Consider the following 24,464-nt stretch of genomic DNA (forward strand, 5'->3'; position numbering starts at 1 on the left):
GGGATGAGCTTTGGTAGCGATCTCAGAATCCTTGCCAAGAGCACATCGATCTGCGGGTCAATTCAAATAGACAACGCTGTCAACAATATCCCAATGTGGCGGAGGATTCAATTGCAGGCGCAGTCTGGTTTTCCCGGAATGGGGACAGAAAGCCCATGATGGGTCACTTGGGCACCAGAGGAGTGCCTCTGGTTTCAGTGCAGGTACGGCGCCCGTGATGAGTTGTCCAAAAGCAACGCAGTGGAGAAAGCAGGCTCAGGCCAGGTCCAGCCGGTAGCCCACGCCGTACACCGAAGCGATGCATTCCTGGGCTGGCTCCAGCGCCGCCAGCTTGCGGCGGATGTTCTTGATGTGGCTGTCGACAACCCGGTCGGACACGTCGCGGAAGTCCTCGTGGATGAGATCCAGCAGTTGCGACCGTTCGAAAACGCGCCCCGGCTGTTGCAGCAGCTGGCGCAACAGGCGGAACTCCACCGGCGTCAACGACAGCGCCTGCTCCTGCCAGACGATGCGCTGGCCCGCCTCATCCACCGCAAAGCCGCCACCCGCCGGCACCAGTGTGGCCGGCGCCAGCCGTCCCTGGGTGCGGCGCAGCAGGGCCTTCACGCGGGCCACGAGTTCGCGCGGGCTGAAGGGCTTGCAGACATAGTCGTCCGCGCCCAGTTCCAGGCCAAGCAGCCGGTCCAGTTCCTCGACACGGGCGCTGTTGATGAGGATGGGCACGTCGCTGAACATGCGCACGGCGCGGCAGACCTCCAGGCCGTCCAGCCCGGGCAGCATGACGTCCAGCAGCACCGCCGCCGGCATCGGGCCGGTCTTGAGCCTCTCCAGCGCCTGGCGGCCATCGGCCAGCCATTCGCTGCGGTAGCCGGCGGCCTGCAGATAGTCCCGCACCAGGGCCGCCAGCTTGGGCTCGTCCTCGACGATCAGGATGAGATCGCTCATAGGCCATTTCCCTCGGGTTTGAGCGGCAGTGTCAGCACCATGGCCAGGCCGCCCAGCGTCGAGGCCTCGGCGTGCAGGCGGCCGCCATGGGCCAGCGCGATGGCACGGGCGATGGCCAGGCCCAGGCCCGAGCCCCCAAAGGCGCGACTGCGCGAGGGGTCGACACGGTAGAGCGGGTCGAACAGACGGTCCAGCTCGGCCTCCGCCACGCCGGGCGGTGTGTCTTCGATGCGGATCTCGATGGCCGTGCCCAGCGAGCGCGCCGACACTTGCAGCAGGCCGGGAGCCTCGGTGTAGCGCAGGCTGTTCTCAAGCAGATTGGCCAGCAGTTGAGAGACTCGCACCGCATCCCAGCACGCGGCCGGCAGCACCTGCGGCAAGGGCGCCTCGATGACCAGGCCCCGCGCCCTGGCACGCGGCGCGACGCGCTCAAGGGCCGCCTGCAGCAGCGCAACCGGCGCCACGGGCTCGAACTCGCAAGGCAGGGACCGCAGCTCCGACGTGGCCAGCAGATGGAAGTCTTCAACCAGGCGGGAAAGGCGCTTGATCTCTTCCTGCAGCGATGTGAGCGCCGTGCTGTCCAGCGGCCGTATGCCGTCCACCAGCGCCTCGACCTCGCCACGCAGCACGGCCAGCGGCGTGCGCAACTCGTGGGACAGCTCGGCGATCCAACGCTGGCGGCTGCTCTCCAGTCGCTGCAGCGCCTCGGCCATGCCGTTGATGTCCGCGTGCAGGCCTGTGATCTCGCTGGCACCGCCGCCATCGCGGGGCGCGGGCAGGCGCACGTCGAACTCGCCCGCCGCGATCCGCCGTGCCGCAACCTGGGCCTCGGCCAATGGCCGCGCCCAGCGCACGGCGAGCAGCCGTGCCAGCACCAAGGCCACGATGAGGACACCCCCGACCACAACGCCCAAGCCGATGTACTGCCGTCGCATGAAACTGGCGTCCACCCCCTCGGCCGGCCCGGCACGTTCCGCCAGCCGCAGCACGGCCAGCGTCTGGCCATTGAGCTTGATGGCGCGGGTCTGGCCGGGGCGGCCCAGCGTCTCGCGGCGGCCCGCCAGCGGGGTGATGCCATCGGCAGCCAGCACAACGACGCGTGGGCCGAAATTGGAAGGATCGCGGCGCGGCGGTGGTGGGTCGCGGCGCGGGTCAGGCGGCGGACGGCGGCCCTCGGGATCGCCACGCTCCGGTGGCGGCGGATCGTCGGACCGGCCGCCCGGCGGTGGTCCTTCAGCAGGGCCGCCATGCCCCGTCGACACGCGCACGGTGTCCAGCCAGTCACGCAGCGCCGGGCGCCAGTCCTGCGGCGCCCCGCCGCGCCGGGCCAGGTCTCGCTCGGCGGCTTCCATCAGTCGCGTCAGGTGCTCGCCGTCCTGAGCCTGCAGATAGTCACTGAAGCCGGCGCGCAGATTCCAGACCACTTGACCGGCCACGGCCGCGACGGCCGCCAGCGCGATGGTGATGAGAAGCAGAGACAACTGGTGGACAAGACGCATGCGCGCATCTTGCCGGGCAACTGTGGAGCCGGCCTCCACAGTTTCTCCATGCTGGGCCCACGCTCGGCCGGGAAGCTCGCGGCATGCCAACGAAGGAGACCGCCATGCTCGCCCGCCACATCCTGCTGCCCGCAATGCTGCTCTGCCTGCTCGCTGGCTGCGGCGGCGGCGCTGGCGGCGCCGCTGCCGACGCCAGCGCCGATGCCGCCGCCCAGCGCCCACCCCGCACGCCTTTGCCAGCGCCCGTTCCCGTGCCGACGCTGGCCCAGGTCGGCGACCGGTTGTTCGAGGAGGTCAGCCTCTCCGCCAGCGGCAAGCTGGCTTGCGCCAGCTGCCACGTCGAGGCGCGCGGCCATTCGGATGCAACCGGCAGCTTCCTGCCCCTGGGTGGTGCCGACGGCACCCACCAGGGCCTGCGCAGTTCGCCCAGCGCTCGCTACCTCGATCAGGCCGGCGCCTTTGGGTTTGACGCCCAGGGCCGGCCGCGCGGCGGGCTGTTCTGGGATGGCCGCGCCAACAACCGCAGCGAGCAGGCGCGCGGGCCACTGTTCAATGCTGACGAGATGGCCAATGCCGACGTCGCCGCGCTGGCAACCCGGTTGCGCGCCCTGCCCTATTCGGCCGACCTGCGTGCCGCAGCCAATCTGCCGGCCGCCGCGACTGACAACCAGTGGGTCGACGCCGCCGTCACCGCACTCGCCCGCTACCAGGCCGATGACGCCAGGTTCCATCCGTTCACAAGCAAGTTCGACGCGGTCCAGGACGGCCGCGCCACCTTCACCGCCCAGGAGCAGCGCGGCCTCAATCTGTTCAACGACCCGCAGCGCGGCAACTGCGCCAGCTGCCATGACAGCCGGCCTGTTCAAATCCAGCCAGGCCTGAACCGCGCCCTGTTCACCAACTTCAGCTATCACGCCCTCGGCGTGCCGCGCAACCAGAGCCAGGCCACCGCCAATCCGGCCTTCTTCGATCTCGGCCTGTGCGCCCGCAGCGACCTCGCTGGCCGCGCCGACCTGTGCGGCATGTTCCGCACGCCGACGCTGCGCAACGTCGCCTTGACGGGACCGTACTTCCACAACGCCCGCTTCGCCGCACTCGAAGACGCCGTCGCCTTCTACGCCACGCGTGACCTCGATCCGGCGCGCTGGTACCCGACCGTCAACGGACAGGCCCTGGTCTACAACGACCTGCCCGCCCTCTACCACGGCAATGTCCAGCAAGGCGCACCCTTCCGGCGCGCCGGCCAGCCGCCGACCCTGACCGCCCAGGACGTGACCGACGTTGTCGCCTTCCTGCGCACGCTCAGCGACGGTTTCGCGACAGCGCCGGCGGCACAGTGAAGGGGTCCGCTCCTGAGAAGAAACTGCTAGAGTCACGGAGAGGTAACTTGGTTACTTCTCCTATAGCAATTCCTTCTCGGACGACCTGCCATGCCCTCACGAGCCGCTCCTGCCCGCCAAGAGATCGACAAAAAGGCCGACAAGAATGAACCGCTGGTGGCCGACATCCGGCTGCTCGGGCGCATCCTCGGCGACGTCATCCGCGAACAGGAGGGGCGCGAGGCCTACGAGCTGGTCGAGCGCATCCGCCAGCTGTCGGTGGCCTATCGCCACAAGCACGACAAGGAGGCCGGCAAGCGCTTCGACAAGCTGCTGAAGAGCCTGTCCGGCGAGCAGGCCGTCAGCGTCATCCGCGCCTTCAGCTATTTCTCGCATCTGGCCAACATCGCCGAGGATCGTCACCACATCCGCCGCCGCGACGTGCACGAGCGAGCCGGCAGCCTGCAGCCCGGCTCGCTGGCCTATTGCCTGGAGCATCTGCACGAGGCCGGCATCCGCCCGACCGAGATCGCCGAGGTGCTCAAGCGCGGCTTCATCTCGCCGGTGCTGACGGCCCACCCGACCGAGGTGCAGCGCAAGAGCATCCTGGACGCCGAGCGCGCCGTGGCCGGCCTGTTGGAAGCGCGTGACCGAGCCGGCACGGAGCGTGAGCTGCGCGACACCGAGGGCCTGCTGCGCGCCCGCATCACCCAACTCTGGCAGACGCGCATGCTGCGCTACTCCAAGCTGACGGTGGCCGACGAGATCGAGAACGCGCTCTCCTACTACCAGTCCACCTTCCTGCGCCAGATTCCCAAGCTCTATGCCGAGCTGGAGGAGCACCTGCCCGGCGAGCAACTGCCCAGCTTCCTGCGCATGGGYMAMTGGATMGGCGGCGACCGCGACGGCAAYCCCAACGTCRGCGCCGTGACGCTCAAGCGCGCCATGCAGCGCCAGAGTGAGGTGGCGCTGCGCCACTACCTGACCGAACTGCACGAGTTGGGCGCGGAGCTGTCCATCTCGCTGCACCTGACGGGCGTCTCTGCCGACATGCAGAAGCTCGCCGAGCGCAGCCCCGACCAGAACGTCCATCGCATGGACGAGCCTTACCGCCGTGCGCTGACGGGCATGTATGCCCGCCTGGCCGCCACCCTGCATGCGCTGACCGGCACCGAGGCGCTGCGCCATGCCGTCGCGCCGCAAGACCCCTATCGCACACCCGATGAGCTGCTGGCCGACCTGCGCATCATCGAGGCCTCGCTGAAGAGCCACCATGCCGAAGCACTGATCGCACCGCGGTTGAGCCCGCTGGTCCGCGCCGTGCAGGTGTTCGGTTTCCACCTCGCCACGCTGGACCTGCGCCAGAGCAGCGACCAGCACGAGCTGGTGCTGGCGGAGTTGCTGGCCACGGCCCGGATCGAGGCCGACTACCCGGCGCTCGATGAAGCCGCCAAGCGCGAACTGCTGCTGAAGCTGCTGAACGACGCCCGCCCGCTGCGCGTCATCGGCGCGAGCTATACCGACAAGACGCTGTTCGAACTCGCCACCTTCGAAGCCGCCCGCGAGGCCCTGGCCCGCTTCGGCCGCGAGGCGCTGCGCCACTACATCATTTCGCACACCGAGTCGGTGTCCGACCTGCTGGAAGTGGCCCTGCTGCTGAAGGAAACCGGCCTGCTGCGCGGCGTGCTGACCGAGTATGCGGTCAGCGACCTCATCATCGTGCCGCTGTTCGAGACCATTGGCGACCTGCGCGTCGCGCCGGACATCATGCGCGAGTTCTACGCCCTGCCCGGCGTGCGCGGCCTGGTGGACCGTTCGAGCGGCGAGCAGGACATCATGCTGGGCTACTCAGACAGCAACAAGGACGGCGGCATGTTCACGTCGTCCTGGGAGCTCTACCGCGCCGAGATCGMGCTGGTCGMGCTGTTCGACGAATTGAAGCGCGTCGGCCCCATCACGCTACGCCTCTTCCACGGCCGTGGCGGCACCGTCGGCCGCGGCGGCGGCCCGAGCTATCAGGCCATCCTGGCCCAGCCTCCCGGCACCGTGAACGGCCAGATCCGCCTGACCGAGCAGGGCGAGGTCATCGCCTCCAAGTACGCCCACCCGGAGATCGGCCGGCGCAACCTGGAAACGCTGGTGGCCGCCACGCTGGAGGCCACGCTGCTGCATCCGACGCAGAGCGCGCCCAAGGGCTTTTTGCAGGCTGCACAGGCGCTGTCGGACGCAAGCTTCGACGCCTACCGCGGTCTCGTCTACGACACGCCCGGCTTTGCCGACTACTTCTTCGCCAGCACGCCGATCCGCGAGATCGCCGAGCTGAACATCGGCTCRCGCCCGGCCTCACGCAAGGCTACGCGCGCCATCGAAGACCTGCGCGCCATCCCCTGGGGCTTTTCCTGGGGCCAGGCCCGCGTCGCCCTGCCCGGCTGGTGCGGCTTCGGCTCCGGCGTGGAGGCCTTCCTCGGCGAAGAGCCGGCACAGCGCGCCAAGAACCTGGCCCTGCTCAAGCGCATGCTCAAGGGCTGGCCCTTCTTCCGCGCGCTGCTGTCCAACCTCGACATGGTGCTGGCCAAGACCGACCTGGCCCTGGCCGAGCGCTACGTCGAGCTGGTGGAAGACAAGAAGCTCGGCAAGCGCATCTTCACGGCCATCCGCGCCGAGTTCGACCTCACGCAAGCGGCGCTGAGCCTCATCACCGGCGACGACAAGCGCCTTGCGGCCAACCCGTCGCTGGCCCGCTCCATCGAGCACCGCTTTCCCTACATCGATCCGCTCAACCACCTGCAGGTCGAGCTGATGCGCCGCTACCGCCGCACCCAGGCCGACGACCCGGCCATGGAGCGCGTGCAGCGCGGCATCCATCTGTCCATCAACGGCATCGCCGCGGGGCTGCGCAACACCGGTTGAAGCGCACGCCCCCGACCGCGTCGCCTGGACGCTAGCGCTGGTAGGCCGCCAGCGTGTCGCCAACGACGCGCACCGTGTCGCCCACGCGGAAAGACGGCGGGTCGGCATAGACAACCGTGCGCTGCTGGCCGTCGTTCGTGCGCACCACCACTTCATACTGCGTGCGCTCGCTGTTGCGCTTCTGGATCTCGCGGCCCAGCAGCGCGCCGCCCACTGCTCCGGCCACGCCCGCGGCCGTGCGGCCATCGCCCTTGCCGAACTGGCTGCCCACCACCGCGCCCAGCACGCCGCCGGCCACCGTGCCCAGCACGCGGCCCTCGCCGTCGACCTGCACGGCATTCACGGCCTGCACGGTCGCGCAGTCATAGCAGGCCTCGGCGCGGCGCGGCGGCAGGTTCACACTGGCATACGCATTGGGCACGCTGCTGCGCACGCTGCGGTCCCCCAGGCGCAACTGGGCCGTCAGAGGCCGCTCGGTATCCACCCAGGCGCCGCGCGGCAGCACATAGGTGCCGGCATATTCGCCGGGGCGAATCTCCTCGAGGACGATGTTGCGCGTCTCGCTGCCCTGCAGCAGCACGGAGGCCTGGCCACCTGGTGTGCCACGCAAGGTGTAGCGCAGCGCCTCGGCGCGGCCACGGCCGCGTTCGCGCACAACATCCATGGACTGGATCTCCGGCCGCAGGGCCGTCTCGCCCGGCACCGGCCAGCCCGCCTGCAGCGCTTCGCCCAGCAGCGCCGTCGTGACGCGGTTGTCACGGCGCAGATTGGCATGCACCCGCGAATCCGGCCCGATGCGGTCCGAGCGGCCAATGATGTAGCTGCCCTGATAGCGGCCCGCGCTGGTCTCGTCCAGGCGCACCGTGCGCCGGCTGCCGTCGATCTGCAGCAGCACGTTTGCCCCCGGCGTGCCCCAGACCGTGAAGTTCAGCTCGGCGCCCGGCTCGAGGCGGTCGACCTGTTCGACGTCGAAGCCCGTCACGCGCAGCATCGCCACCTGGCTGCTGCGCTGCTGCGCCTGGGCTGGCTCGGCCAGGAAGGGCGTGCCGGCCACCAGCGCGCAGGCCAGGGCCGTTGCCGAGAAATGCTTGGCGTGCTTCATTGCGCGCTCCTGTTGATTGGGGAGCCCCAGCCTAGGCGCCACCGCAGTGCAGCAAACATCGGCCTGCGGCCTGCTCACGGGTAGGCCCATACCTACAGCCCCTTCCATGCGACTGGGTTCGTGATCCCCTGCGCCGCCCGCCGGCGCGGCGGCCTGAAACGAATGAAACAAACGCCCGGCCCTTCGCAGCCTGCTTGAAACACACGCACCGGAGGATGCCGCCACATACCGGAGATCGCCATGACCGAGTCCCAAGCCACCCCCGTCGTCTGCCTGCACTCCAGCGCCGCCAGCGGCAAGCAATGGCGCCGCCTCGTTGCCCAGGGTAGTGACGCCTGGCAGTGGCACACGCCCGATCTCTACGGCCATGGCGGCCGGCCCGACTGGCCGGAGCTGATGCCCAGCCAGCTGTCGGTCGAAGCCAACGGCGTGCTCGCCGGCTTGCCGTTCGCAACCAACCAGGGCTTTCATCTCGTCGGCCACAGCTATGGAGGCGCCGTCGCCCTGCAGATGGCCCTGCAGCAGCCGCAGCGCGTGCTGTCGCTGACCTTGTACGAACCCGTGGCCTTCGGCGTGCTGCCAGCCCTGGGTCCGAACGAGCCGGAGTGGGAAGAAATCAGCGCGGTCGCCGCCACGCTGGGTGCCGCACTCGACCGCAGCGACGATTTCGGCGCCGCGCGCGGTTTCTGCGCCTATTGGCAGGGCCGCGACGTCTGGCCCGAGATGGACATCGCCGCGCAGCTGCGTATCGCCGAAGCCATGCCGACAGTGCGCCGCCATTTCGAGGCCCTGTTCGCCGCGCAATGGAGCGACAGCTTGCTGGACCTGCTGCGCATGCCGGTGCAACTGATCTGCGGCAGCGCCACCCGCGCCAGCGCCCGCCGCGTGGCGCAGAGCCTGTCGGTGCGGCTGCCGCTGGTGAAGCTCAGGATGCTGGACGGTGCCGGGCACATGGCGCCGATCACGGAGGCGGCGCGGGTCAATGGGCTGGTGCTGGAGAGCCTGAGGGCGATGCAGCGGGTACCAGCAGGTTGACTCAACCCTTGCTGGCAGAGGCTGGCTGGCGCGGCGTGGCCATGATGCGCGCCAGGACGGCCGAACCGGCACTCGACGCCGCCGGTAGGCCGTCACCCCGGCTGCCACGATCCCAAACCAGCGATGCGTCCGTGCAGTCATGCCGTCAACATAGGCAAGGCCGGCCGCCTCAGGGTGGCGCGGATGCCGGCCTGTCCTTCATCACCGTGCGGGCATAGGCCAGCTCGCCCTGGCGAGCCAGCAGGGCGAGCTGTCGCCCCATGCGGCTGAGGCCGCCACAGTTGGGCTCTTTCAACCACCGCATCGAGTCTGCCGCCATCGCCTCAAGGACCCGGTTGCCCTCATCGCGCTGCAGAGCCTTGGCGCTGTGCACCAGGCCGACGCGCTCCTCCAGCCTGTACAGCAGGCTGGCTTCGATGAGCTCCGTCGTCATCTCGGGCAGGCGTCGCACGGCTTGCTCGCAAAGCTGGCGCCTGTTGGCATCACCGAGCGTTTCGGGGCGGCAGGCGCGCGAGATCTCGAAGTGCGGGCTTTGCATGATGGCCATGTCTTTCCCAAGCACCATCATCAGAGCCATGGCCTCCTCCGGCGTCGGCTCGGCCGCCGCGACTTCGGCCATGGCGATGGATAGCGGCCTGAATGGCGGGGCCGTGCGGGCACGCTGGGCGAATTGATAGAGGGCCTGGGAAACACCCGCTGCGTCGCCACGCTGCTGGCTGTCCTGCATGCGGGCTTGCCAGGGCCAGGCGTCGCCAGGGTTGAGCAGCTCCAGCCTTTCCAGGGTCAGTGCGGCACAGGCCGTCGGCAGAGGACCGGGGGCCTGCGGTTCTGTCAGGAACACGCCACTGGGATACGACGCCGGCGGCAAAGGCGGCCTGGCGGCAGCAACTCGGCGGGCTGCATCGTTGCGGCAGGCACTCAGTGCCAGGCGATAGGCTGCCGCGTCGGTGGTCGTGGCCGCGAGCGCGGCGGCCGCCTGCACGTCGTCACGCAGCACGGCGGCGGAGATACGCTGCCCCGGGCTACCCGCCTCCAAACGCCTGAGCAGGCTGGCCCTGCCCTCCTCGGCCTGCCGCTCCCAGACCTGCGCCCAAGGCGGCGGCTCCTCGCTCTTGCCATCCATGTCGGCACGCTTCACCCGGCCGAAGCCGCAGACCTCGACGAATTCCTTCGACTCGGCGCCCGCCGGCCCGCTGGCCTGTGGCTGCACCACGGAGGCCGCGATGGACCGCGCGGCCGCAGTCGCCAGCGCTGGCACCGGCGTCGAGCTGGCCGCGACCGATGGCGCGGCGACTGGCGCCGCCGAGCTGGGCTGCGGTGGCCGCCACACCCGCCACCCGGCCAGGCCGCCGGCAGTCGCCAGCATCAGCAGGCCCAACGCCAGCCACCTCCTGCCTCGCCTCAACGCGCCTGTCCCGCCAGTGCCTCGCGCACGGCCGCCACCTGGCGCCGTGACACGGCCAGCCATTCGTCGACATGGACGACGCGCACCGCCCAGCTGTCGGCCACCTCGGCGGAGTCACCGCCATCCAGTTCGCCGAAGGATGTCGGCGCGTGGCGCTCCAGTTCGCGCACGGCCCAGCGCGCCACCAACGCGTTGCGGTGCACACGCAGGAAGCGCTCGCCGAAGCGCTGCTCCAGGTCGGACAGCGCCCCGTCCATCACATGGCTTTCGCTGGCGGTGCGCAGCGTCAGGTATTTCAGTTCGGCCTTGAAATACAGCACCTCCGCGATCGGCACGCGCAGCAGGCGGCCCCGGTCGGTCAGCGTGACGAAGTCAGCCGTATCGGTTGCGGCAGGCGCGTCCAACGGCTGCTGGGCCTGGGCGGCACCCCGCTCGGCCAGGCGCTGCGCGGCGCGGGCCAGGGCGGCCTGCAAGCGCTCGCGGCGCACGGGCTTGGTCAGGTAGTCGAGCGCGTCGAGTTCGAAGGCGCGCAGCGCATGCATGGCGTGGGCCGTGACGAAGATGATCAGTGGCGCCGGCAGGCCGGGCTGGTCCGCCTGACGCTGGGCCAGGCTGTCGGCGAATTGCAGGCCGTCGGCGCCGGGCATCTGCACGTCCAGCAGCACGATGTCGCAGCCATGCTCGCGCAGCCAGGCCGCGGCCTGGGAACCGGTGGCCGCCTCGGCGACGACCTCGCAGCGCGGTTCCTGGATGGCGTCGACCAGGCCGCGCAGGCGCAGCCGGGCCAGAGGTTCGTCGTCGACGAGGAGGACGCGCAGGGCTGTGGTCATAACGGCACCAGGATACGCAAGGAAAAGCGCTGCTCGGTGGATTCGAGCTCGAAGCGCGCCGCGACATCGTGCATCAGCTTCAGCCGCTGACGCACATTGCGCAGGGCCAGGCCATGGCCGGCCGTTCGCGTCGGCCCGCCGACGGTGTTGACGATGCGGATCTCGACCTCGGCGCCGCGGCGCATCGTGGTGACCTCCAGCTCGCCGCCCTCGTCATTGGGCTCGACGCCATGGCGCACGGCGTTCTCCACCAGCGGCTGCAGCAGCAGCGGCGGTACGCGCACGCTGTTCGCCTCGGGGTCGAGGTGCCAGACGATGCGCAGCCGCTTGCCGAAGCGGATCTGCTCAATGGCGAGGTAGCGACGCGCCAGCTCGACCTCCTCGGCCAGCGTGACCGAGGCGCTGGCGTCGGCCAGGGCGACGCGGAAAAGCTCGGCCAGGTCCTCCAGCACGCTCTCGGCGCGCGCCGGGTCGATTTGCACCAGGGCGATGGCACTGTTCAGCGTGTTGAACAGGAAGTGCGGCCGGATGCGCGACTGCAGCTCGACGAGCTGAGCCAAGGCGTCGGCCGGGCGCTGGGTGTGCTCGCGCATCTTGAGCCAGGCCAGCAGCAGGGCCGCGCCGCTGGCGCCACAGACGGCGATGCTGGCGACGCGCCAGGCGCCAGCCGGGTCTTCGCTCGTCAGGCTCAGCAGGCCAAAGCCCATCAAGGCACCGACGGCGCCGAGCAGCATCAGCGCGCCCCACTGCACCGGCTCGGGCAGGCGCGGCCACAGCCGCTTGGCCGCGCAGACGACGAGCAGCCAGGACAGCACGGCGAACATGGTCACGACCGTGCCGTTGGCCGTCAGCGTCAGCCATTGGCCGGCATCGCGCGCGACGACGGCTACCCCCAGGGCCAGCAACAGCTGCACGCCAAGCACGGCGCGCAGCACCAGGCCAACGTGGCAGACGTCGAAGGCGCGCGTCGGGTCCAGCAGCGGCGCCTTGTTGAGCTCGGGCAGTTCAGGCAGCTCGGTGGCCGCGAAGCCCAGCCATTGGCTGAGCTGCATGGACTCGTGCCAGACGCTGTGGTGCGCTGGCGCGCGACGCTTGAAGAAGGGCATGTGGGGCTCGGATTTGTTGGCGTTCGATAATCCCGGGCTGCGCCTGCATTTTGCGCGCTGAATTCCGCCGCCCGCCTCATCTCAGTCATGTCAGACAACCAACTCGCGAATAAGTCCCAAGCCTGGTCCGCCCTCTTCTCAGAGCCGATGAGCGATCTGGTCAAGCGCTACACGGCCAGCGTCGGCTTCGACCAGCGCCTGTGGCGGGCCGACATCGCCGGCAGCCTCGCTCATGCCGAGATGCTGGCGGCGCAAGGCATCCTCAATGCTGAGGACCATGCGGCCATCCAGCGAGGCCTGGGCGAGATTGCCGCCGAGATCGAGGCCGGCCAGTTCGAGTGGAAGCTGGACCTSGAGGACGTGCACCTCAACATCGAGGCGCGSCTGACCGAGCGCGTCGGCRWTGCCGGCAAGCGMCTGCACACCGGCCGCAGCCGCAACGACCAGGTCGCGACCGACGTGCGCCTGTGGCTGCGCGGCGAGATCGACGAGATCAGCGGCCTGCTCAAGGCTCTGCAGACCGTGATGGTGGAAAAGGCCAGCGAGCATGCCGATGTGATCCTGCCCGGCTTCACGCACCTGCAGGTGGCGCAGCCGGTCAGCTTCGGCCACCACCTGCTGGCCTATGTGGAGATGTTTGCCCGCGATGCCGAACGCATGCTCGACACCCGCAAGCGCGTCAACCGCCTGCCGCTGGGCGCCGCGGCACTGGCCGGCACCAGCTACCCGCTGGACCGCGAGCGCGTCGCGAAGACGCTGGGCATGGAGGGCGTGTGCCAGAACAGCCTGGACGCGGTGAGCGACCGTGACTTCGCGATCGAGTTCTCGTCGGCCGCCACGCTGGTGATGCTGCACATCTCGCGGCTGTCCGAGGAGCTGATCCTGTGGATGAGCCAGAACTTCGGCTTCATCGCCCTGCCCGACGCCTTCTGCACCGGCTCGTCGATCATGCCGCAGAAGAAGAACCCCGACGTGCCCGAACTGGCGCGCGGCAAGACGGGCCGCGTGGTCGGCCACCTCGTCGGCCTCGTCACGCTGATGAAGGGCCAGCCGCTGGCCTACAACAAGGACAACCAGGAGGACAAGGAGCCCTTGTTCGACACGGTGGACACCTTGAAGGACACGCTGCGCATCTTTGCCGACATGCTGGCCGGCCTGACCGTCAAACCCGAGGCCATGCGCGCCGCGGCGCTGAAGGGCCATGCGACCGCGACCGACCTGGCCGACTACCTCGTCAAGAAGGGCGTGGCCTTCCGCGATGCGCACGAGGTGGTCGCCCATGCCGTCAAGACGGCGACGGCCAAGGGCGTGGACCTGGCCGCGCTGTCGCTGGACGAGCTGAAGGCCTTCGACGCGCGCATCGAAGCCGATGTGTTCGAGGTGCTGTCGCTGGAAGGTTCGCTGAACGCGCGCAATGTGCTCGGTGGAACCGCACCGGCCCAGGTGCGCGCCCAGGTGGCCCGCCATCGCGCCCGTCTCGCATGAGCACACTGGCCTGGAATGAAAAGCTGGTCCTGAACCAGTCGACGCTGGACACCACCCACGAAGAGTTCGTCGGCCTGCTGAACGCCTTCGGCGCTGCGCTGGACGCCGGCATCGACGCCCTGCCCGCCTACCACGCGCTGTTGGCTCACACCGAGGCTCACTTCGCGATGGAGGAGGACTGGATGGCGCGCTGCGGCTTCGAGGCGCAGAACTGCCATGCCAGCCAGCACGCCATGGTGCTGAACGTGATGCGCGAGGCGCTGCGCTATGCCAATGAGCTGGACGACCGCGAACCGCTGAACATCCTGCGCACGGAGCTGGCCGGCTGGTTCCCGCAGCATGCCGAGATGATGGATGCGGCCCTGGTCTTCACGATGGCGCAGCGCGGCTTCGATCCGGCAACAGGGGAATGCCGCGAAGCCGCCGAAGCGGCCGCGAGCCATAGCTGTGGCTCGGGCGGCTGCGCCTGAGGGGGCCTGGGCGGCTGTGGGAGTGGCCCGCGTTGGGCCTGGCCGCGGCGCAGGCAAGGCGCGAGGACGACGTGGGCTCGCGCCCACGAGGATCGAGCAACGCAGCCTGCGTCGCGGCCAGGCGCAACCCGAAGGGCTGAAACGAGTTGCGCATCCTGATTCGCTGACAGCGTCCAAGCGTTGGCCGCAACTCGTCTCAGCGCGGGCTGCTACCGCGGCTGCCCAGGCTCCCTTTACTTCTTCAGATAGTCGAAAAACGCCTGCGAGTTGGACTCGCGGCCGAGGAAGTCCTTGACCAGCTCCGGCGCCGGCTTCTGTGCGCCCTGGCCCAGCACCAGGTCGCGGTAGCGCTTGCCGACTTCGGGGCTCAGCTTGTCGGCCGCAAACGCCGTGCGCAGGTCCATGGCGACGACCAGGCTCCACAAATAGCCGTAGTACCCGGCGCCATAGCTGCCGGCGATATGGGCAAAGCCGGCCGGGAACATCGTGCCCTGCACGTGGCCCAACGGCGTGGCGCCTTCCATCTTGGCCCACAGCGGCATGGGTTCGGGCTTGGCTTGCTGGTGCAGCGTGATGTCGTAGCTGGCATACAGATGCTGGCGGCCGAACTGGCCACCCTTGCCGTAGTGCTTGGCGGCCTCGGCCTGGTCCACCATCACGTCCGGCACAGGCTTGCAGGTCGGGCAGACCTCCTGCATCAGCTTGAGCACCTTCTTGTCATAGACCCAGTCCTCCAGCATCTGCGACGGCGCCTCGACGAAGTCATGCATGACGCTGGTGCCCGCGGTAGCCGCATAGCGCGTGTTGGACAGGTTCACATGCACCGCATGGCCCAGCTCGTGCAGCAGGGTCTCGACCTCGTCCAGCGTCAGGCCGTTGCGGTCGAAGTTGACGACGAGCGCCGCCACCGGCGTGCGGCCAATGCGCGTCGCGCTGCCGCGCAGCGGCCAGACGGCCGCGTGGTTGTACTTGCCGTCGCGCGGGTAGAGGTCGACGTAGAGCTGCGCGATGGGCTTGCCCGAAGCGGCGTCGCTGACGACATAGGTCTGGGCCTCGTCCTGCCAGAGCTTGTTGTCGATGCGCTGGTACTTCACGCCCATCAATTTCTCGATGATGTGCATCGAGAACTCCAGGCTGGCCTGGGGCGGGAAGTAGGGGCGGAAGGCGTTCTGATCGACGCTGAACTTCTGCAGCTTGACGCGCTCGCTGTAGAAGGTCGCGTCCCAGCGCTCGACCTTGGTCTGCTCCAGCGGCGTGCCCAGGTGCTTGGCCTTGTCGGCACGCAGCTCCTGCAGCTCCGTGTTCTCACGGGCGTTGACGGCACCGGTCACGGAGTCGAGGAAGCGCGTCGCCGTCGCGCCATCCTTGGCCATCTGGCGGCGCAGGTTGAAGTCGACATAGTTGTCGAAGCCGAACAGCTTGGCGTACTCGCCGCGCAGCGTGACGATCTGCGCCAGCAGGTCAAGGTTGCCCTGGCCGCCCTCGTTGACCTTGGCCAGCCACATGCGCTGGCGCGCCTCGCCGCTCTCGGCGCTGCGCATGACCGGCACGTAGCTCGGGTAGTCCACACCCAGCAGGATGCGGCCCTGCTCGTCGCGCTTGGCCTTTTCCCAGACGCTGGCCGGCACACCCTTGAGTTCGGCCTCGGTGAAGGCTACGCGGGTGCCGGCGTCGCGGATCTTCTTGTTGAACTGCTGGTCCAGTTCGGTCAGCTTGTCCAGGATCTGCTTGGCGCGCTCGCGCTTGGCCTTGGGCAGGGCCACGCCGCTGTCCTCGAACTGGCCCGAGGCCAGGCGCACCAGCTCGGCATCGACGGCGTCCTTCTTGGGCGCCTTCTGCAGCGCGCGGTAGACCTTCTCGTTCTGGCCGAAGCTGGAGCCGAAGTCGGCCCAGCGCAGCGAGCAGGCCTGGGCGGCGTCGCGCACGGCCTTGGTCGGATGGACGTTGAGGACAAAGTCATCGGGGCCTTGGTTGTCCTCCAGATAGACGGTCAGGTCGTCATAGGCGGCCAGCCAGCCGGCGTCGACCTTGCGCTTCTCCAGTTGCGCAACGCGCTGCTTGGCGCTCTTGAGACCGGTGTCGCAGCGGGCCTGCACATCGGCAACGCTGCCGAAGGTCGGGAAATTGGGGGCCGGCAGCTTGGGTTGAGCGTGCGCGGTGGCGATCAGCGCCAGGGTGGCGAGCGTGGTCAGGACGGGTTTCATCGCGTCTCCTTGTGGGAAGGGCGCGATTCTCTTTGCCGGAACGGCCTCAGCCGTTCGGCACTCCCCTATTTCTGGAGCAGGGTTTTTACTTGGATCAATGCGCTCGGATCGTCCAGCGTCGTCAGGTCGCCCGGATCACGTCCCTCGGCCACGGCCTGCAGCGCGCGGCGCAGCAGCTTGCCCGATCGCGTCTTGGGCAGCAGCGTCACGAAGTAGACGCGCGCCGGCCGCGCCACCGCACCCAGCTGGGCGTCGACATGCTTCATGACCTCGCCCTCCAGCGCGAGCGAGGCTTGGCCGGGATCGCGCAACACCACGAAGGCGATGGCGACCTGGCCCTTGAGCTGATCGGCCACACCGACGACGGCGACCTCGGCCACCGCCTTGTGGCCCGAAATGCATTCCTCGATCTCACGCGTACCCAGGCGGTGGCCGGCCACATTGATGACGTCGTCCGTGCGGCCGAGGATGAAGGTGTAGCCGTCGGCATCGCGCAGGCCCCAGTCGAAGGTGGAGTACACCTCGCGGCCCGGCACGCTCTTCCARTAGGTGTTGACGAAGCGCGCGTCGTCGCCCCAGACCGTCTGCAACGTGCCCGGCGGCAGCGGATGTTCGATGACGAGCACGCCCTTCTGGTTGGGCTCGGTGAGCTCGGCGCCGGTGTTCTCGTCGAGCAGCTTCACGTCATAGCCATACATCGGCACGCCGGGCGAGCCCAGGCGCGTCGGCACGGCTTCGACACCGGGAATATGGTGGGCCACCGTCAGCAGCGGCCAGCCGGTCTCGGTCTGCCAGTAGTTGTCGATGATCGGGACGCCAAGCCCGTCGGCAATCCAGCTCGCCGTGGGCTCGTCCAGCGGTTCACCGGCCAGGAAAAGCGCCCGCAGCGACGACAGGTCATGGCGCTTGAGTAGCGCGGCATCATGCTTCTTCAGCACGCGCACCGCCGTCGGCGCGCTGAACATGACGGTCACCTTGTATTTCTCGACCAGGCTCCACAGCACGGCTGCGTCAGGGTTGACCGGCGTGCCCTCGTACATCAGCGTCGCCATGCCGGCRATCAGCGGGCCGTAGACGATATAGCTGTGGCCCACGACCCAGCCGATGTCGCTGGTGGAGAAATAAGTCTCGCCCGGCTTGCCGCCGAAGATCCAGTCCATGCTGGTGGCCAGCGCGACCGCATGGCCGCCGACGTCCCGCTGCACGCCCTTGGGCCTGCCTGTCGTGCCGCTGGTGTAGAGGGTATAGCTTGGTGTGTTGGACTCGAGCCAGACGCAGGGCACGCAGGCGTCGGCATGTTGGCGGCGCAGCGCGGCGTAGTCCAGGTCGCGGCCAGCCACCAGCTCGAAAGGCACCAGGCCGCGGTCCACCATCACCACCGCGGCGGGCTTGTGCGCGGACAACTGAACCGCCTCGTCGAGCAGCGGCTTGTAGGCGATGCGCCTGCCGGCGCGGCTGCCCGCGTCGGCGCTGACGATGAGTTTCGGCGTCGCGTCCTCGATGCGGCTGGCCAGGCTGACCGATGCGAAGCCCCCGAACACGACCGAATGGATGGCGCCGATGCGCGCACAGGCCAGCATCGCGAACGCGGCCTCCGGAATCATGGGCATGTAGATCAGCACGCGGTCGCCGGAGCCCACCCCCTGCGCGACCAGCATGGCGGCCATCACCTCGACCTCAGCCTGCAGTTCGGCAAAGCTGTAGACCTTTTCCTGCCCGACTTCGGTCGACACCCAAATCAGCGCGCGGTCGTCGGGCCGCGTGGCGGCATGCCGATCCACCGCGTTGTGGCAGAGATTGGTCGTGCCACCAACGAACCAACGTGCGAACGGTGGGTTGCTTGCATCACAGATTTGCTGCGGTGGCGTCTGCCAATCAATGCGCCTGGCCTGCTCGGCCCAGAAGGCGTCGCGCTCGCTCAACGAGCGTCTGTGGAATTCGGCATAGGACTTGGTCATGCGGGGAGTGTGAATCCGGGGCACTGACGGCAATCTGACCTTTCGCAACACCTTGGCGTGATGAATTGCAGGGTTTTTACGGGGTTCACCGTCGGCCAAGCCGGGGTTTGCCCTGAAAATCGCGCGCTTTACGTCCGCTTCGATTGACGGTGCCAGGGTGCCCCCCTAACCTCCGCGCCGCTGTCCCACTCCGCTATCGCGACCGCCCACGGTCCGCCCCGGTTTCTCTCTTCCTGAATGCCCTTGTCTGCTGCCCTGCTGAACCGCATCGCTGTTGCCGGCCTCCTGGCCGCCAGCTTTGCTGCGCATGCGCAAGGCGTGGCCCAGGCCGCGACAGTCACGCCGCCACCAGGCACGATGACGGGAGCCTACGGCCAGAGCCTGCAGCAGCAGGCCGCCACGGACAAGGCCAACACCCAGCCGGCAGGCGCCACCAAGCCCGCAACGGCCCAGGATGCCGTCAGCCGCTTCCTCAGCGAACGCGGCCTGCTGGCCAGCGCTGAATCGGGCGGGTCATCTCGCCTGCTGGCCAGCGTGCGCGACACCGCGTCCGACCTGGTGCTGTCGGCCATGAACTTCCTCGGCGTGCGCTACACGCGCGGCGGCAATTCGGTCGAGAACGGCTTTGACTGCAGCGGCTTCACCCGCCACATCTTCGAGATGAGCGTGGGCCTGGTGCTGCCGCGCCGCGCCGACGAACAGGCCAAGGACAGCAGCCTGCTGCCCATCCACCAGAACGAACTCAAGCCTGGCGACCTGGTGTTCTTCAACACGATGAAGCGCACCTTCAGCCATGTGGGCATCTATGTCGGCGAAGGCAAGTTCATCCACGCCCCGCGCACCGGCAGCGCCGTGCGGGTGGAAGACATGCGCGATTCCTACTGGGCCAAGCGCTTCACGGGCGCACGCCGCGCAGACCTGAAGGCGGCAGCCGGCGAAGGCCCGGTCACGCGCTGACTCCGCCGTTCTCGCGCCAGGACTGCGAGAGCAACTCCTTGACGCAGCCCAGCTTGGCTTTCGCGAGCAGCAGCTTCACGCCGCAGCGTCTGGCGCCCCAGAACAGCGGCTCAACGACGCCGGCCTCACGATCGATCCACGCATCGCGCGAATCCTCGTCCTTGATGAAGACGCGCAGCTCCGCGCCGTCGGGCGTCATCGTCGCGAAGATCTTGCCCTTCGCGCCTGGCAGCCGGAAGGACGTCAGTTCGTGATGAGGCGTTTCGACCGCACCGGGCAGGCCCAAGGCGATTGCTCGGGCCTGCGCTGCGTTCATCCCGCGATGCGCTTGGCCACCAGCGTCAGGATCTCGTAGCTCGCGCACAGCTCATCGCGCTGGTTGGTCACGGCCACATCCCAGCCGATGACGCCTTGCGCGGGCTGGTCGTCGCGCGGCGGGCGGTCGATCTTGCGCTTGGCGGTCAGGCGTGCCTGGATGGTGTCGCCGATCGCCACGGGCGTGACGAAGCGCAGATTCTCCAAGCCGTAGTTCGCGAGCACCGGGCCTGGCGCCGGGCTGACGAACAGCCCTGCCGCGGCCGACAGCACGAAGTAGCCGTGGGCAATGCGCTGGCCGAAGGGCGATTCCTTCGCGGCGACCTCGTCGAAGTGCATGTAGAAGTAGTCGCCCGACAGGCCACCGAAGGCGACGATGTCGGCCTCGCCCACCGTGCGGCGGTGGGTCAGCAGGCTCATGCCCACCTCGACGTCCTCGAAGTAGCGACGGAAGGGATGGATGTCGCTTTCAGTGACGGTGCCGCCGCGCTGGTACTCACCGGTGATAGCCGAGATCATCGTCGGCGAGCCCTGCACGGCGCAGCGCTGCAGGTAGTGCTTCACGGCGCGCAGGCCGCCCAGTTCCTCGCCGCCGCCCGCGCGGCCGGGGCCGCCGTGCTTGAGCTTGGGCAGCGGCGAACCATGGCCGGTGTTCTCCAGCGCGGCTTCGCGGTCCAGCACCAGCATGCGGCCATGCCAGGCTGCAAAGGTCGGCACAGCTTGCGCAGCGAGTGCCGGCGTCTTCGTGCAGATGGTGCCGACGAGGCTGCCGCGGCCCAGCGTCGCCAGGTGCAGGGCCTCCTCGAAATCGCCATAGGGCAGCAGCGTCGTCACCGGGCCGAAGGCTTCCAGGTGGTGGGCGTCGCTCGCAGCCGAGTCGCGGGCCAGCAGCAGCGTCGGGGCGAAGAACGCGCCGTCGCTGACACCTTCGCCCTTGGGCGCAAAACCGTCGCGCCCGGACAGCAGCAGCTCGCAGTTCTTGGCCAGTTGGGCCACGCGTTCGGCCACGTCGGCCTGCTGCGCCTTGCTGGCCAGCGCACCCATGCGCACGCCTTCGACAGCCGGGTCACCCACCACCGTCTTGGACAAGCGCGCCTTCAGTGCAGTGGCCACCGCATCGAGGCGGTTGGCGGGCACGATGGTGCGGCGGATGGCCGTGCACTTCTGGCCGGCCTTGGCCGTCATCTCGCGCGCCACCTCCTTGATGAAGAGGTCGAACTCCGGGTCATCCGGCGTCACGTCGGGCGCGAGGATGGCGCAGTTCAGGCTGTCGGCCTCGGCGTTGAAGGGGATGCTCTTCTTCAGCAGGTTCGGGTGGGCCTTCAGCATCAGCGCGGTGTCGGCGCTGCCGGTGAAGGTGACCACGTCGGCCTCGTCCAGGCGCTCGAACAGATCACCCGTGCCGCCAATGATGAGCTGCAGCGCGCCGGCCGGCACGAGGCCCGACTCGACGATGAGGCGCACGCAGGCCTCGGCCACATAGCTGGTGGCCGTGGCAGGCTTGACCAGGCAGGGCATGCCGGCCAGGAAGCTCGGTGCAAACTTCTCCAGCATCCCCCACATCGGGAAGTTGAAGGCGTTGATGTGCAGGGCCACGCCCCGCTTGGGCACCATCACATGGCTGCCGATGAAGTGGTTGTTGGCACCCAGGCGCATGGCCGGGCCTTCGTGCAGCACATTGCTGCTTGGCAGGTCCTTGCCGCCGATGGAGGCGTAGGCAAACAAGGTGCCGATGCCGCCCTCGATGTCGATCCAGGAGTCGCTGCGCGTCGCGCCGGTGTGGGCGCTGATGGCGTACAGCTCTTCCTTGCGTTCCATCAGGTAGGCGGCCAGCGCCTTCAGCACGCGGGCGCGGTCCTGGAAATGGGTGCGCAGCAGGCTGGGCAGCGCCGTGCCACGCGCGAAGGCCATGGCCTCGGCAAAGTCCAGGCCCTCCTCGTGCGTATGCGCAACCACGCGGCCGTTGATCGCACTGGCCAGGGGCTTGGCCGCTCGTTCGCCGACCCAGTGGCCGGCAATGTAACTTTGAAGCGTGCTCACTTGATGAGTTTCCAAGCGCCGTTCTCGATCTGCACCATCACGCGGGCGCGCTGGTCCAGGCCCAGGTGGTCACCTGACGACATGTTGTAGACGCCATGCGCGCCGGCCAGGTTCTTCACGTTTTCCAGCGCATCGCGCAGCGCGGCGCGGAAGGCCGGCGTGCCGGGCTGGGCCTTCTTCAGCGCCTCGGGCGCGGCGGCGGCGAGCAGCAGGCCGGCGTCCCAGGCATGACCGCCGAAGGTCGAGACCGAGCCCTTGCCGTGGGCGGCCTCGTACTTGGCAATGTAGTCCTGGGCGCTCTTCTTCACCGGGTGGTCGGCCGGCAGCTGGGCCGCGACGAGCACCGGGCCAGCGGGCAGCAGCGTGCCTTCGACGTCCTTGCCGCCGACGCGCAGGAAGTCGTTGTTGGCGATGCCATGGGTCTGATAGATCTTGCCGGCATAGCCGCGCTCCCTGAGCGCCTTCTGCGGCAGCGCGGCGGGCGTGCCCGAGCCGGCGATCAGGATGGCGTCGGGCTTGGCGGCTACCAGCTTGAGCACCTGGCCGGTGACCGACGTGTCCGTGCGGTTGTAGCGTTCGCTCGCGACGACGTTGAGCTTCTTCGTCGCAGCGATCTTGTTGAACTCGCCCCACCAGCCTTCACCATAGGCGTCGGCAAAGCCGATGAAGCCGGCCGTCTTGATGCCGTTGTCGACCATGTGGGTCACGATGGCCAGCGCCATCATGATGTCGTTCTGCGGCGTCTTGAAGACCCAGCGCTTTTTCGCGTCGACAGGCTCGACGATGCGTGCCGAAGCGGCCATCGAGATCATCGGCGTCTGCGCTTCTGACACCGCATCGATCATCGCCAGCGAGTTGGGCGTGACGGTGGAGCCGATGACGATGTCGACCTTGCTGTCGGTGATGAGCTTGCGCGTGTTGGCGACGGCCGTCGTCGTGTCGGAGGCGTCGTCCAGCACGATGTAGTTGACCTTCTGGCCGCCGATGGTGGTCGGCATCAGGGCGACGGTGTTCTTCTCCGGGATCCCGAGCGAGGCCGCCGGGCCGGTGGCCGACAACGTGACGCCGACGGTGATGTCAGCCTGGGCCGCCAGGCTCAGCGTGGCGGCCAGGGCCAGGGCGAGTTGCTTGTATGGCTTCATGGGGTCGTCTCCTCGGGATGTCATCGGGTTTATGGAATGAGGGCGGCCTGGCGCAGCTGCACTGCACCGAGGCCGCCAAAGAACAGGTCACTGACCAGAGTGGCGAGCGCCTCGTGCGAGAGCTCGCCGTCGGGCCGCAGCCAGGTGAAGGTCCAGTTGATCATGCCAAAAAGCAGCATGGTCAGCGGCTTGTGCAGGTTGGCGTCGCGCAGTTCGGGACGTACCTGGCAGACGGCCGCCGCGAACTCGCTGACGACGCGGCGCTCCACGTCGAGCAGGCGCTCGCGCTCGGCATCGGCCAGGAACTTGATCTCGCTGGTCAGCACGCGGTGCTGGGCCTGGGCGTCGGCATAGGAACGCGTGAAGCGCTCGATGAGGGCGCGCAGCTGCGCGTCGGGCGTCAGCTGCCGGGACTTGACCTCTTCGACCAGGGCCAGCAGCGCATGCACATGGCTGTCGCAGATCTGGGCCAGCAGCTCCTGCTTGTCCTGGAAGTAGTGGTACAGGGTCGGCTTGGCGACGCCGCAGGCCTCGGCGACCTGGTTCATCGACGTGGCGCTGAAGCCCTGCTCGGCAAACAGGCGGGCGGCGGCGGCGAGGATGTCCTCGCGTTGGGCTTCGAAGCCGGGGGCGCGTTTGCGTGCCATCAGCGTTCGTCGAAGGAAATCACGACCCGCTCCGTCAACGGATGGGCCTGGCAGCTCAGGATGAAGCCGGCGGCGACCTCGGCCTTGTCCAGCGCGAAGTTCTTGTCCATGCGCACCTCGCCCTCGATGAGCTTGCAGCGGCAGGTGGAGCAGACGCCGCTCTTGCACGAGAACGGCACATCCATGCCTTCGCGCGCAGCGGCGTCGAGCAGGCTGGGGTCGCTGGAATGGAACTCGATCTCGCGCGACAGGCCGTCGCGGATGACGGTCACGCGGGCCTGGGGCGCGTCGCCAGGCTTGACCTCGTGGGGCACGGGTTTGCCGGATAGCGTCTCCGGCGTGCCGAAGCGCTCGACGTGGATGCGCTCGGCCGGGATGCCCGAGCCGACCAGCGCAGCCTCGGCCTGGTCATTCATCTCGAAGGGGCCGCAGACGAAGACTTCGTCAATGCTCGCCGCCGGCACCGGGCCGGCGAGGAAGGCGCTGAGCTTGCCGGCATCCAGGCGACCGCCGTACAGCGGCGCATCGACCACCTCGCGGCTGAAGACCAGGTGCAGCGACAGCCGCGTCATGAAGCGGTTCTTCAGGTCTTCGAGTTCTTCCTTGAACATCGTCGACGCGGTGCGACGGTTCGAATAGATCAGCGTCGCGCGGGCATTCGGCTCGCGCTCCAGCAGCGCCGTCAGGATGGCGATGATGGGCGTGATGCCCGAGCCGCCGGCGATGAAGAGCACATGGCGCCCCTCGGCCTGTGCTGCTGGCATCAAGAAGCGCCCTTGCGGCGGGTAGGACTCGATGACGTCGCCGGCCTTGAGCTGCTCATGCACCCAGCTGGAGAAGGCGCCGCCATCGACGCGGCGGATACCGACCTGCAGGCGGCGGTCGGAGCAGATGGAGTAGCTGCGGCGCAGCTCCTGGCCGCCGACGCTGGCGCGCAGCGTCAGGTACTGGCCGGGCTCGAAACCGAAGCCGTCAGCGGGTGCTTCGAAGCCGACGACCATCGCGTCATCGGTGTCGCGCTCGACGGAGGTCACACGCAGGGGGTGGAAATGGAGGGCCATCTCAGTGCCCGCCCGGCCGCCCGAAGGGCACTGG

The 24,464-nt window shown here is 68.5% G+C and carries 19 protein-coding genes; 6 read left to right on the forward strand and 13 right to left on the reverse strand.

Annotated features, from left to right (window positions below; genetic code table 11):
• Nucleotides 1–255: 255 nt before the first annotated feature.
• Nucleotides 256–945: a response regulator gene (locus ACXJKM_RS24660; RefSeq protein WP_457355878.1), complete on the reverse strand. Its 690-nt coding sequence runs from the start codon at nucleotides 943–945 to the stop codon at nucleotides 256–258.
• Entirely contained in the window at nucleotides 942–2,444 is a 1,503-nt protein-coding gene (locus ACXJKM_RS24665) for an ATP-binding protein (protein ID WP_457355879.1), read from the reverse strand. Before ACXJKM_RS24665 ends, ACXJKM_RS24660 begins: the two co-directional genes overlap by 4 nt.
• Nucleotides 2,445–2,548: 104 nt before the next feature.
• Here ACXJKM_RS24665 and ACXJKM_RS24670 point away from each other — a divergent pair, with 104 nt between their 5' ends.
• On the forward strand, nucleotides 2,549–3,784 hold the full coding sequence (locus tag ACXJKM_RS24670; RefSeq protein ID WP_457355880.1) for a cytochrome-c peroxidase: 1,236 nt from the start codon (nucleotides 2,549–2,551) through the stop codon (nucleotides 3,782–3,784).
• Nucleotides 3,785–3,874: 90 nt separating this feature from the next.
• Entirely contained in the window at nucleotides 3,875–6,673 is a 2,799-nt protein-coding gene (gene ppc, locus ACXJKM_RS24675) for a phosphoenolpyruvate carboxylase (protein ID WP_457355881.1), read from the forward strand.
• A 31-nt stretch (nucleotides 6,674–6,704) separates the two neighbouring features.
• Here ppc and ACXJKM_RS24680 read toward each other — a convergent pair whose 3' ends face one another.
• Nucleotides 6,705–7,775 carry a glycine zipper 2TM domain-containing protein gene (locus ACXJKM_RS24680; RefSeq protein ID WP_457355882.1) on the reverse strand — a complete coding sequence of 357 codons (1,071 nt, stop codon included), beginning with the start codon at nucleotides 7,773–7,775 and terminating at the stop codon, nucleotides 6,705–6,707.
• Between the two features lie 240 nt (nucleotides 7,776–8,015).
• Here ACXJKM_RS24680 and ACXJKM_RS24685 point away from each other — a divergent pair, with 240 nt between their 5' ends.
• Nucleotides 8,016–8,810: an alpha/beta fold hydrolase gene (locus ACXJKM_RS24685; RefSeq protein ID WP_457355883.1), complete on the forward strand. Its 795-nt coding sequence runs from the start codon at nucleotides 8,016–8,018 to the stop codon at nucleotides 8,808–8,810.
• Nucleotides 8,811–8,979: 169 nt separating this feature from the next.
• On the opposite strand, the gene ACXJKM_RS24690 is transcribed toward ACXJKM_RS24685, so the two are convergent.
• The 3 genes from ACXJKM_RS24690 to ACXJKM_RS24700 are packed head-to-tail and all read right to left on the reverse strand — an operon-like array spanning nucleotide 8,980 to nucleotide 12,151.
• Nucleotides 8,980–10,176: a hypothetical protein gene (locus tag ACXJKM_RS24690; protein ID WP_457355884.1), complete on the reverse strand. Its 1,197-nt coding sequence runs from the start codon at nucleotides 10,174–10,176 to the stop codon at nucleotides 8,980–8,982.
• 35 nt (nucleotides 10,177–10,211) lie between these two features.
• Nucleotides 10,212–11,045: a LytR/AlgR family response regulator transcription factor gene (locus ACXJKM_RS24695; protein WP_457355885.1), complete on the reverse strand. Its 834-nt coding sequence runs from the start codon at nucleotides 11,043–11,045 to the stop codon at nucleotides 10,212–10,214.
• Nucleotides 11,042–12,151 carry a sensor histidine kinase gene (locus ACXJKM_RS24700; RefSeq protein ID WP_457355886.1) on the reverse strand — a complete coding sequence of 370 codons (1,110 nt, stop codon included), beginning with the start codon at nucleotides 12,149–12,151 and terminating at the stop codon, nucleotides 11,042–11,044. Before ACXJKM_RS24700 ends, ACXJKM_RS24695 begins: the two co-directional genes overlap by 4 nt.
• An 87-nt stretch (nucleotides 12,152–12,238) precedes the next feature.
• Here ACXJKM_RS24700 and argH point away from each other — a divergent pair, with 87 nt between their 5' ends.
• Entirely contained in the window at nucleotides 12,239–13,636 is a 1,398-nt protein-coding gene (gene argH / locus ACXJKM_RS24705; protein WP_457355887.1) for an argininosuccinate lyase, read from the forward strand.
• Complete coding sequence (locus ACXJKM_RS24710; RefSeq protein WP_457355888.1) at nucleotides 13,633–14,106, forward strand: hemerythrin domain-containing protein; 474 nt, start codon at nucleotides 13,633–13,635, stop codon at nucleotides 14,104–14,106. Before argH ends, ACXJKM_RS24710 begins: the two co-directional genes overlap by 4 nt.
• A gap of 233 nt (nucleotides 14,107–14,339) precedes the next feature.
• Here the strand turns inward: ACXJKM_RS24710 and ACXJKM_RS24715 are convergent, their stop codons facing one another.
• Nucleotides 14,340–16,310, reverse strand: coding sequence for a M3 family metallopeptidase (locus ACXJKM_RS24715; RefSeq protein WP_457355889.1), 1,971 nt, complete (start codon nucleotides 16,308–16,310; stop codon nucleotides 14,340–14,342).
• A 65-nt stretch (nucleotides 16,311–16,375) separates the two neighbouring features.
• Complete coding sequence (locus ACXJKM_RS24720; protein WP_457355890.1) at nucleotides 16,376–18,268, reverse strand: propionate--CoA ligase; 1,893 nt, start codon at nucleotides 18,266–18,268, stop codon at nucleotides 16,376–16,378.
• A gap of 243 nt (nucleotides 18,269–18,511) precedes the next feature.
• On the opposite strand from ACXJKM_RS24720, the gene ACXJKM_RS24725 reads away from it, so the two are divergent.
• Entirely contained in the window at nucleotides 18,512–19,225 is a 714-nt protein-coding gene (locus ACXJKM_RS24725; protein WP_457355891.1) for a C40 family peptidase, read from the forward strand.
• On the opposite strand, the gene ACXJKM_RS24730 is transcribed toward ACXJKM_RS24725, so the two are convergent.
• The 5 genes from ACXJKM_RS24730 to paaE are packed head-to-tail and all read right to left on the reverse strand — an operon-like array spanning nucleotide 19,215 to nucleotide 24,430.
• Nucleotides 19,215–19,511 carry an MmcQ/YjbR family DNA-binding protein gene (locus ACXJKM_RS24730; protein WP_457355892.1) on the reverse strand — a complete coding sequence of 99 codons (297 nt, stop codon included), beginning with the start codon at nucleotides 19,509–19,511 and terminating at the stop codon, nucleotides 19,215–19,217. The genes ACXJKM_RS24725 and ACXJKM_RS24730 overlap by 11 nt on opposite strands.
• 26 nt (nucleotides 19,512–19,537) lie before the next feature.
• A complete protein-coding gene (paaZ, locus tag ACXJKM_RS24735; protein WP_457355893.1) occupies nucleotides 19,538–21,580 on the reverse strand; it encodes a phenylacetic acid degradation bifunctional protein PaaZ in 2,043 nt (680 codons plus the stop codon).
• Nucleotides 21,577–22,722, reverse strand: a complete 1,146-nt coding sequence (locus ACXJKM_RS24740) for an ABC transporter substrate-binding protein (RefSeq protein ID WP_457355894.1) — start codon at nucleotides 22,720–22,722, stop codon at nucleotides 21,577–21,579. Before ACXJKM_RS24740 ends, paaZ begins: the two co-directional genes overlap by 4 nt.
• A 29-nt stretch (nucleotides 22,723–22,751) precedes the next feature.
• Complete coding sequence (locus ACXJKM_RS24745; protein WP_457355895.1) at nucleotides 22,752–23,369, reverse strand: TetR/AcrR family transcriptional regulator; 618 nt, start codon at nucleotides 23,367–23,369, stop codon at nucleotides 22,752–22,754.
• Nucleotides 23,369–24,430 carry a 1,2-phenylacetyl-CoA epoxidase subunit PaaE gene (gene paaE, locus ACXJKM_RS24750; RefSeq protein WP_457355896.1) on the reverse strand — a complete coding sequence of 354 codons (1,062 nt, stop codon included), beginning with the start codon at nucleotides 24,428–24,430 and terminating at the stop codon, nucleotides 23,369–23,371. Before paaE ends, ACXJKM_RS24745 begins: the two co-directional genes overlap by 1 nt.
• Nucleotides 24,431–24,464 lie beyond the last annotated feature (34 nt).

The sequence above is a fragment of the Roseateles sp. P5_D6 genome, assembly GCF_054049415.1.

Coding starts and splice junctions, on each gene's coding strand:
- ACXJKM_RS24660 (WP_457355878.1), bottom strand. CDS start 945: ATGAGCGATCTCATCCTGATCGTCGAGGACGAGCCCAAGCTGGCGGCC.
- ACXJKM_RS24665 (WP_457355879.1), bottom strand. CDS start 2,444: ATGCGTCTTGTCCACCAGTTGTCTCTGCTTCTCATCACCATCGCGCTG.
- ACXJKM_RS24670 (WP_457355880.1), top strand. CDS start 2,549: ATGCTCGCCCGCCACATCCTGCTGCCCGCAATGCTGCTCTGCCTGCTC.
- ACXJKM_RS24680 (WP_457355882.1), bottom strand. CDS start 7,775: ATGAAGCACGCCAAGCATTTCTCGGCAACGGCCCTGGCCTGCGCGCTG.
- ACXJKM_RS24685 (WP_457355883.1), top strand. CDS start 8,016: ATGACCGAGTCCCAAGCCACCCCCGTCGTCTGCCTGCACTCCAGCGCC.
- ACXJKM_RS24690 (WP_457355884.1), bottom strand. CDS start 10,176: ATGCTGGCGACTGCCGGCGGCCTGGCCGGGTGGCGGGTGTGGCGGCCA.
- ACXJKM_RS24695 (WP_457355885.1), bottom strand. CDS start 11,045: ATGACCACAGCCCTGCGCGTCCTCCTCGTCGACGACGAACCTCTGGCC.
- ACXJKM_RS24700 (WP_457355886.1), bottom strand. CDS start 12,151: ATGCCCTTCTTCAAGCGTCGCGCGCCAGCGCACCACAGCGTCTGGCAC.
- ACXJKM_RS24710 (WP_457355888.1), top strand. CDS start 13,633: ATGAGCACACTGGCCTGGAATGAAAAGCTGGTCCTGAACCAGTCGACG.
- ACXJKM_RS24715 (WP_457355889.1), bottom strand. CDS start 16,310: ATGAAACCCGTCCTGACCACGCTCGCCACCCTGGCGCTGATCGCCACC.
- ACXJKM_RS24740 (WP_457355894.1), bottom strand. CDS start 22,722: ATGAAGCCATACAAGCAACTCGCCCTGGCCCTGGCCGCCACGCTGAGC.
- ACXJKM_RS24745 (WP_457355895.1), bottom strand. CDS start 23,369: ATGGCACGCAAACGCGCCCCCGGCTTCGAAGCCCAACGCGAGGACATC.
- paaE (WP_457355896.1), bottom strand. CDS start 24,430: ATGGCCCTCCATTTCCACCCCCTGCGTGTGACCTCCGTCGAGCGCGAC.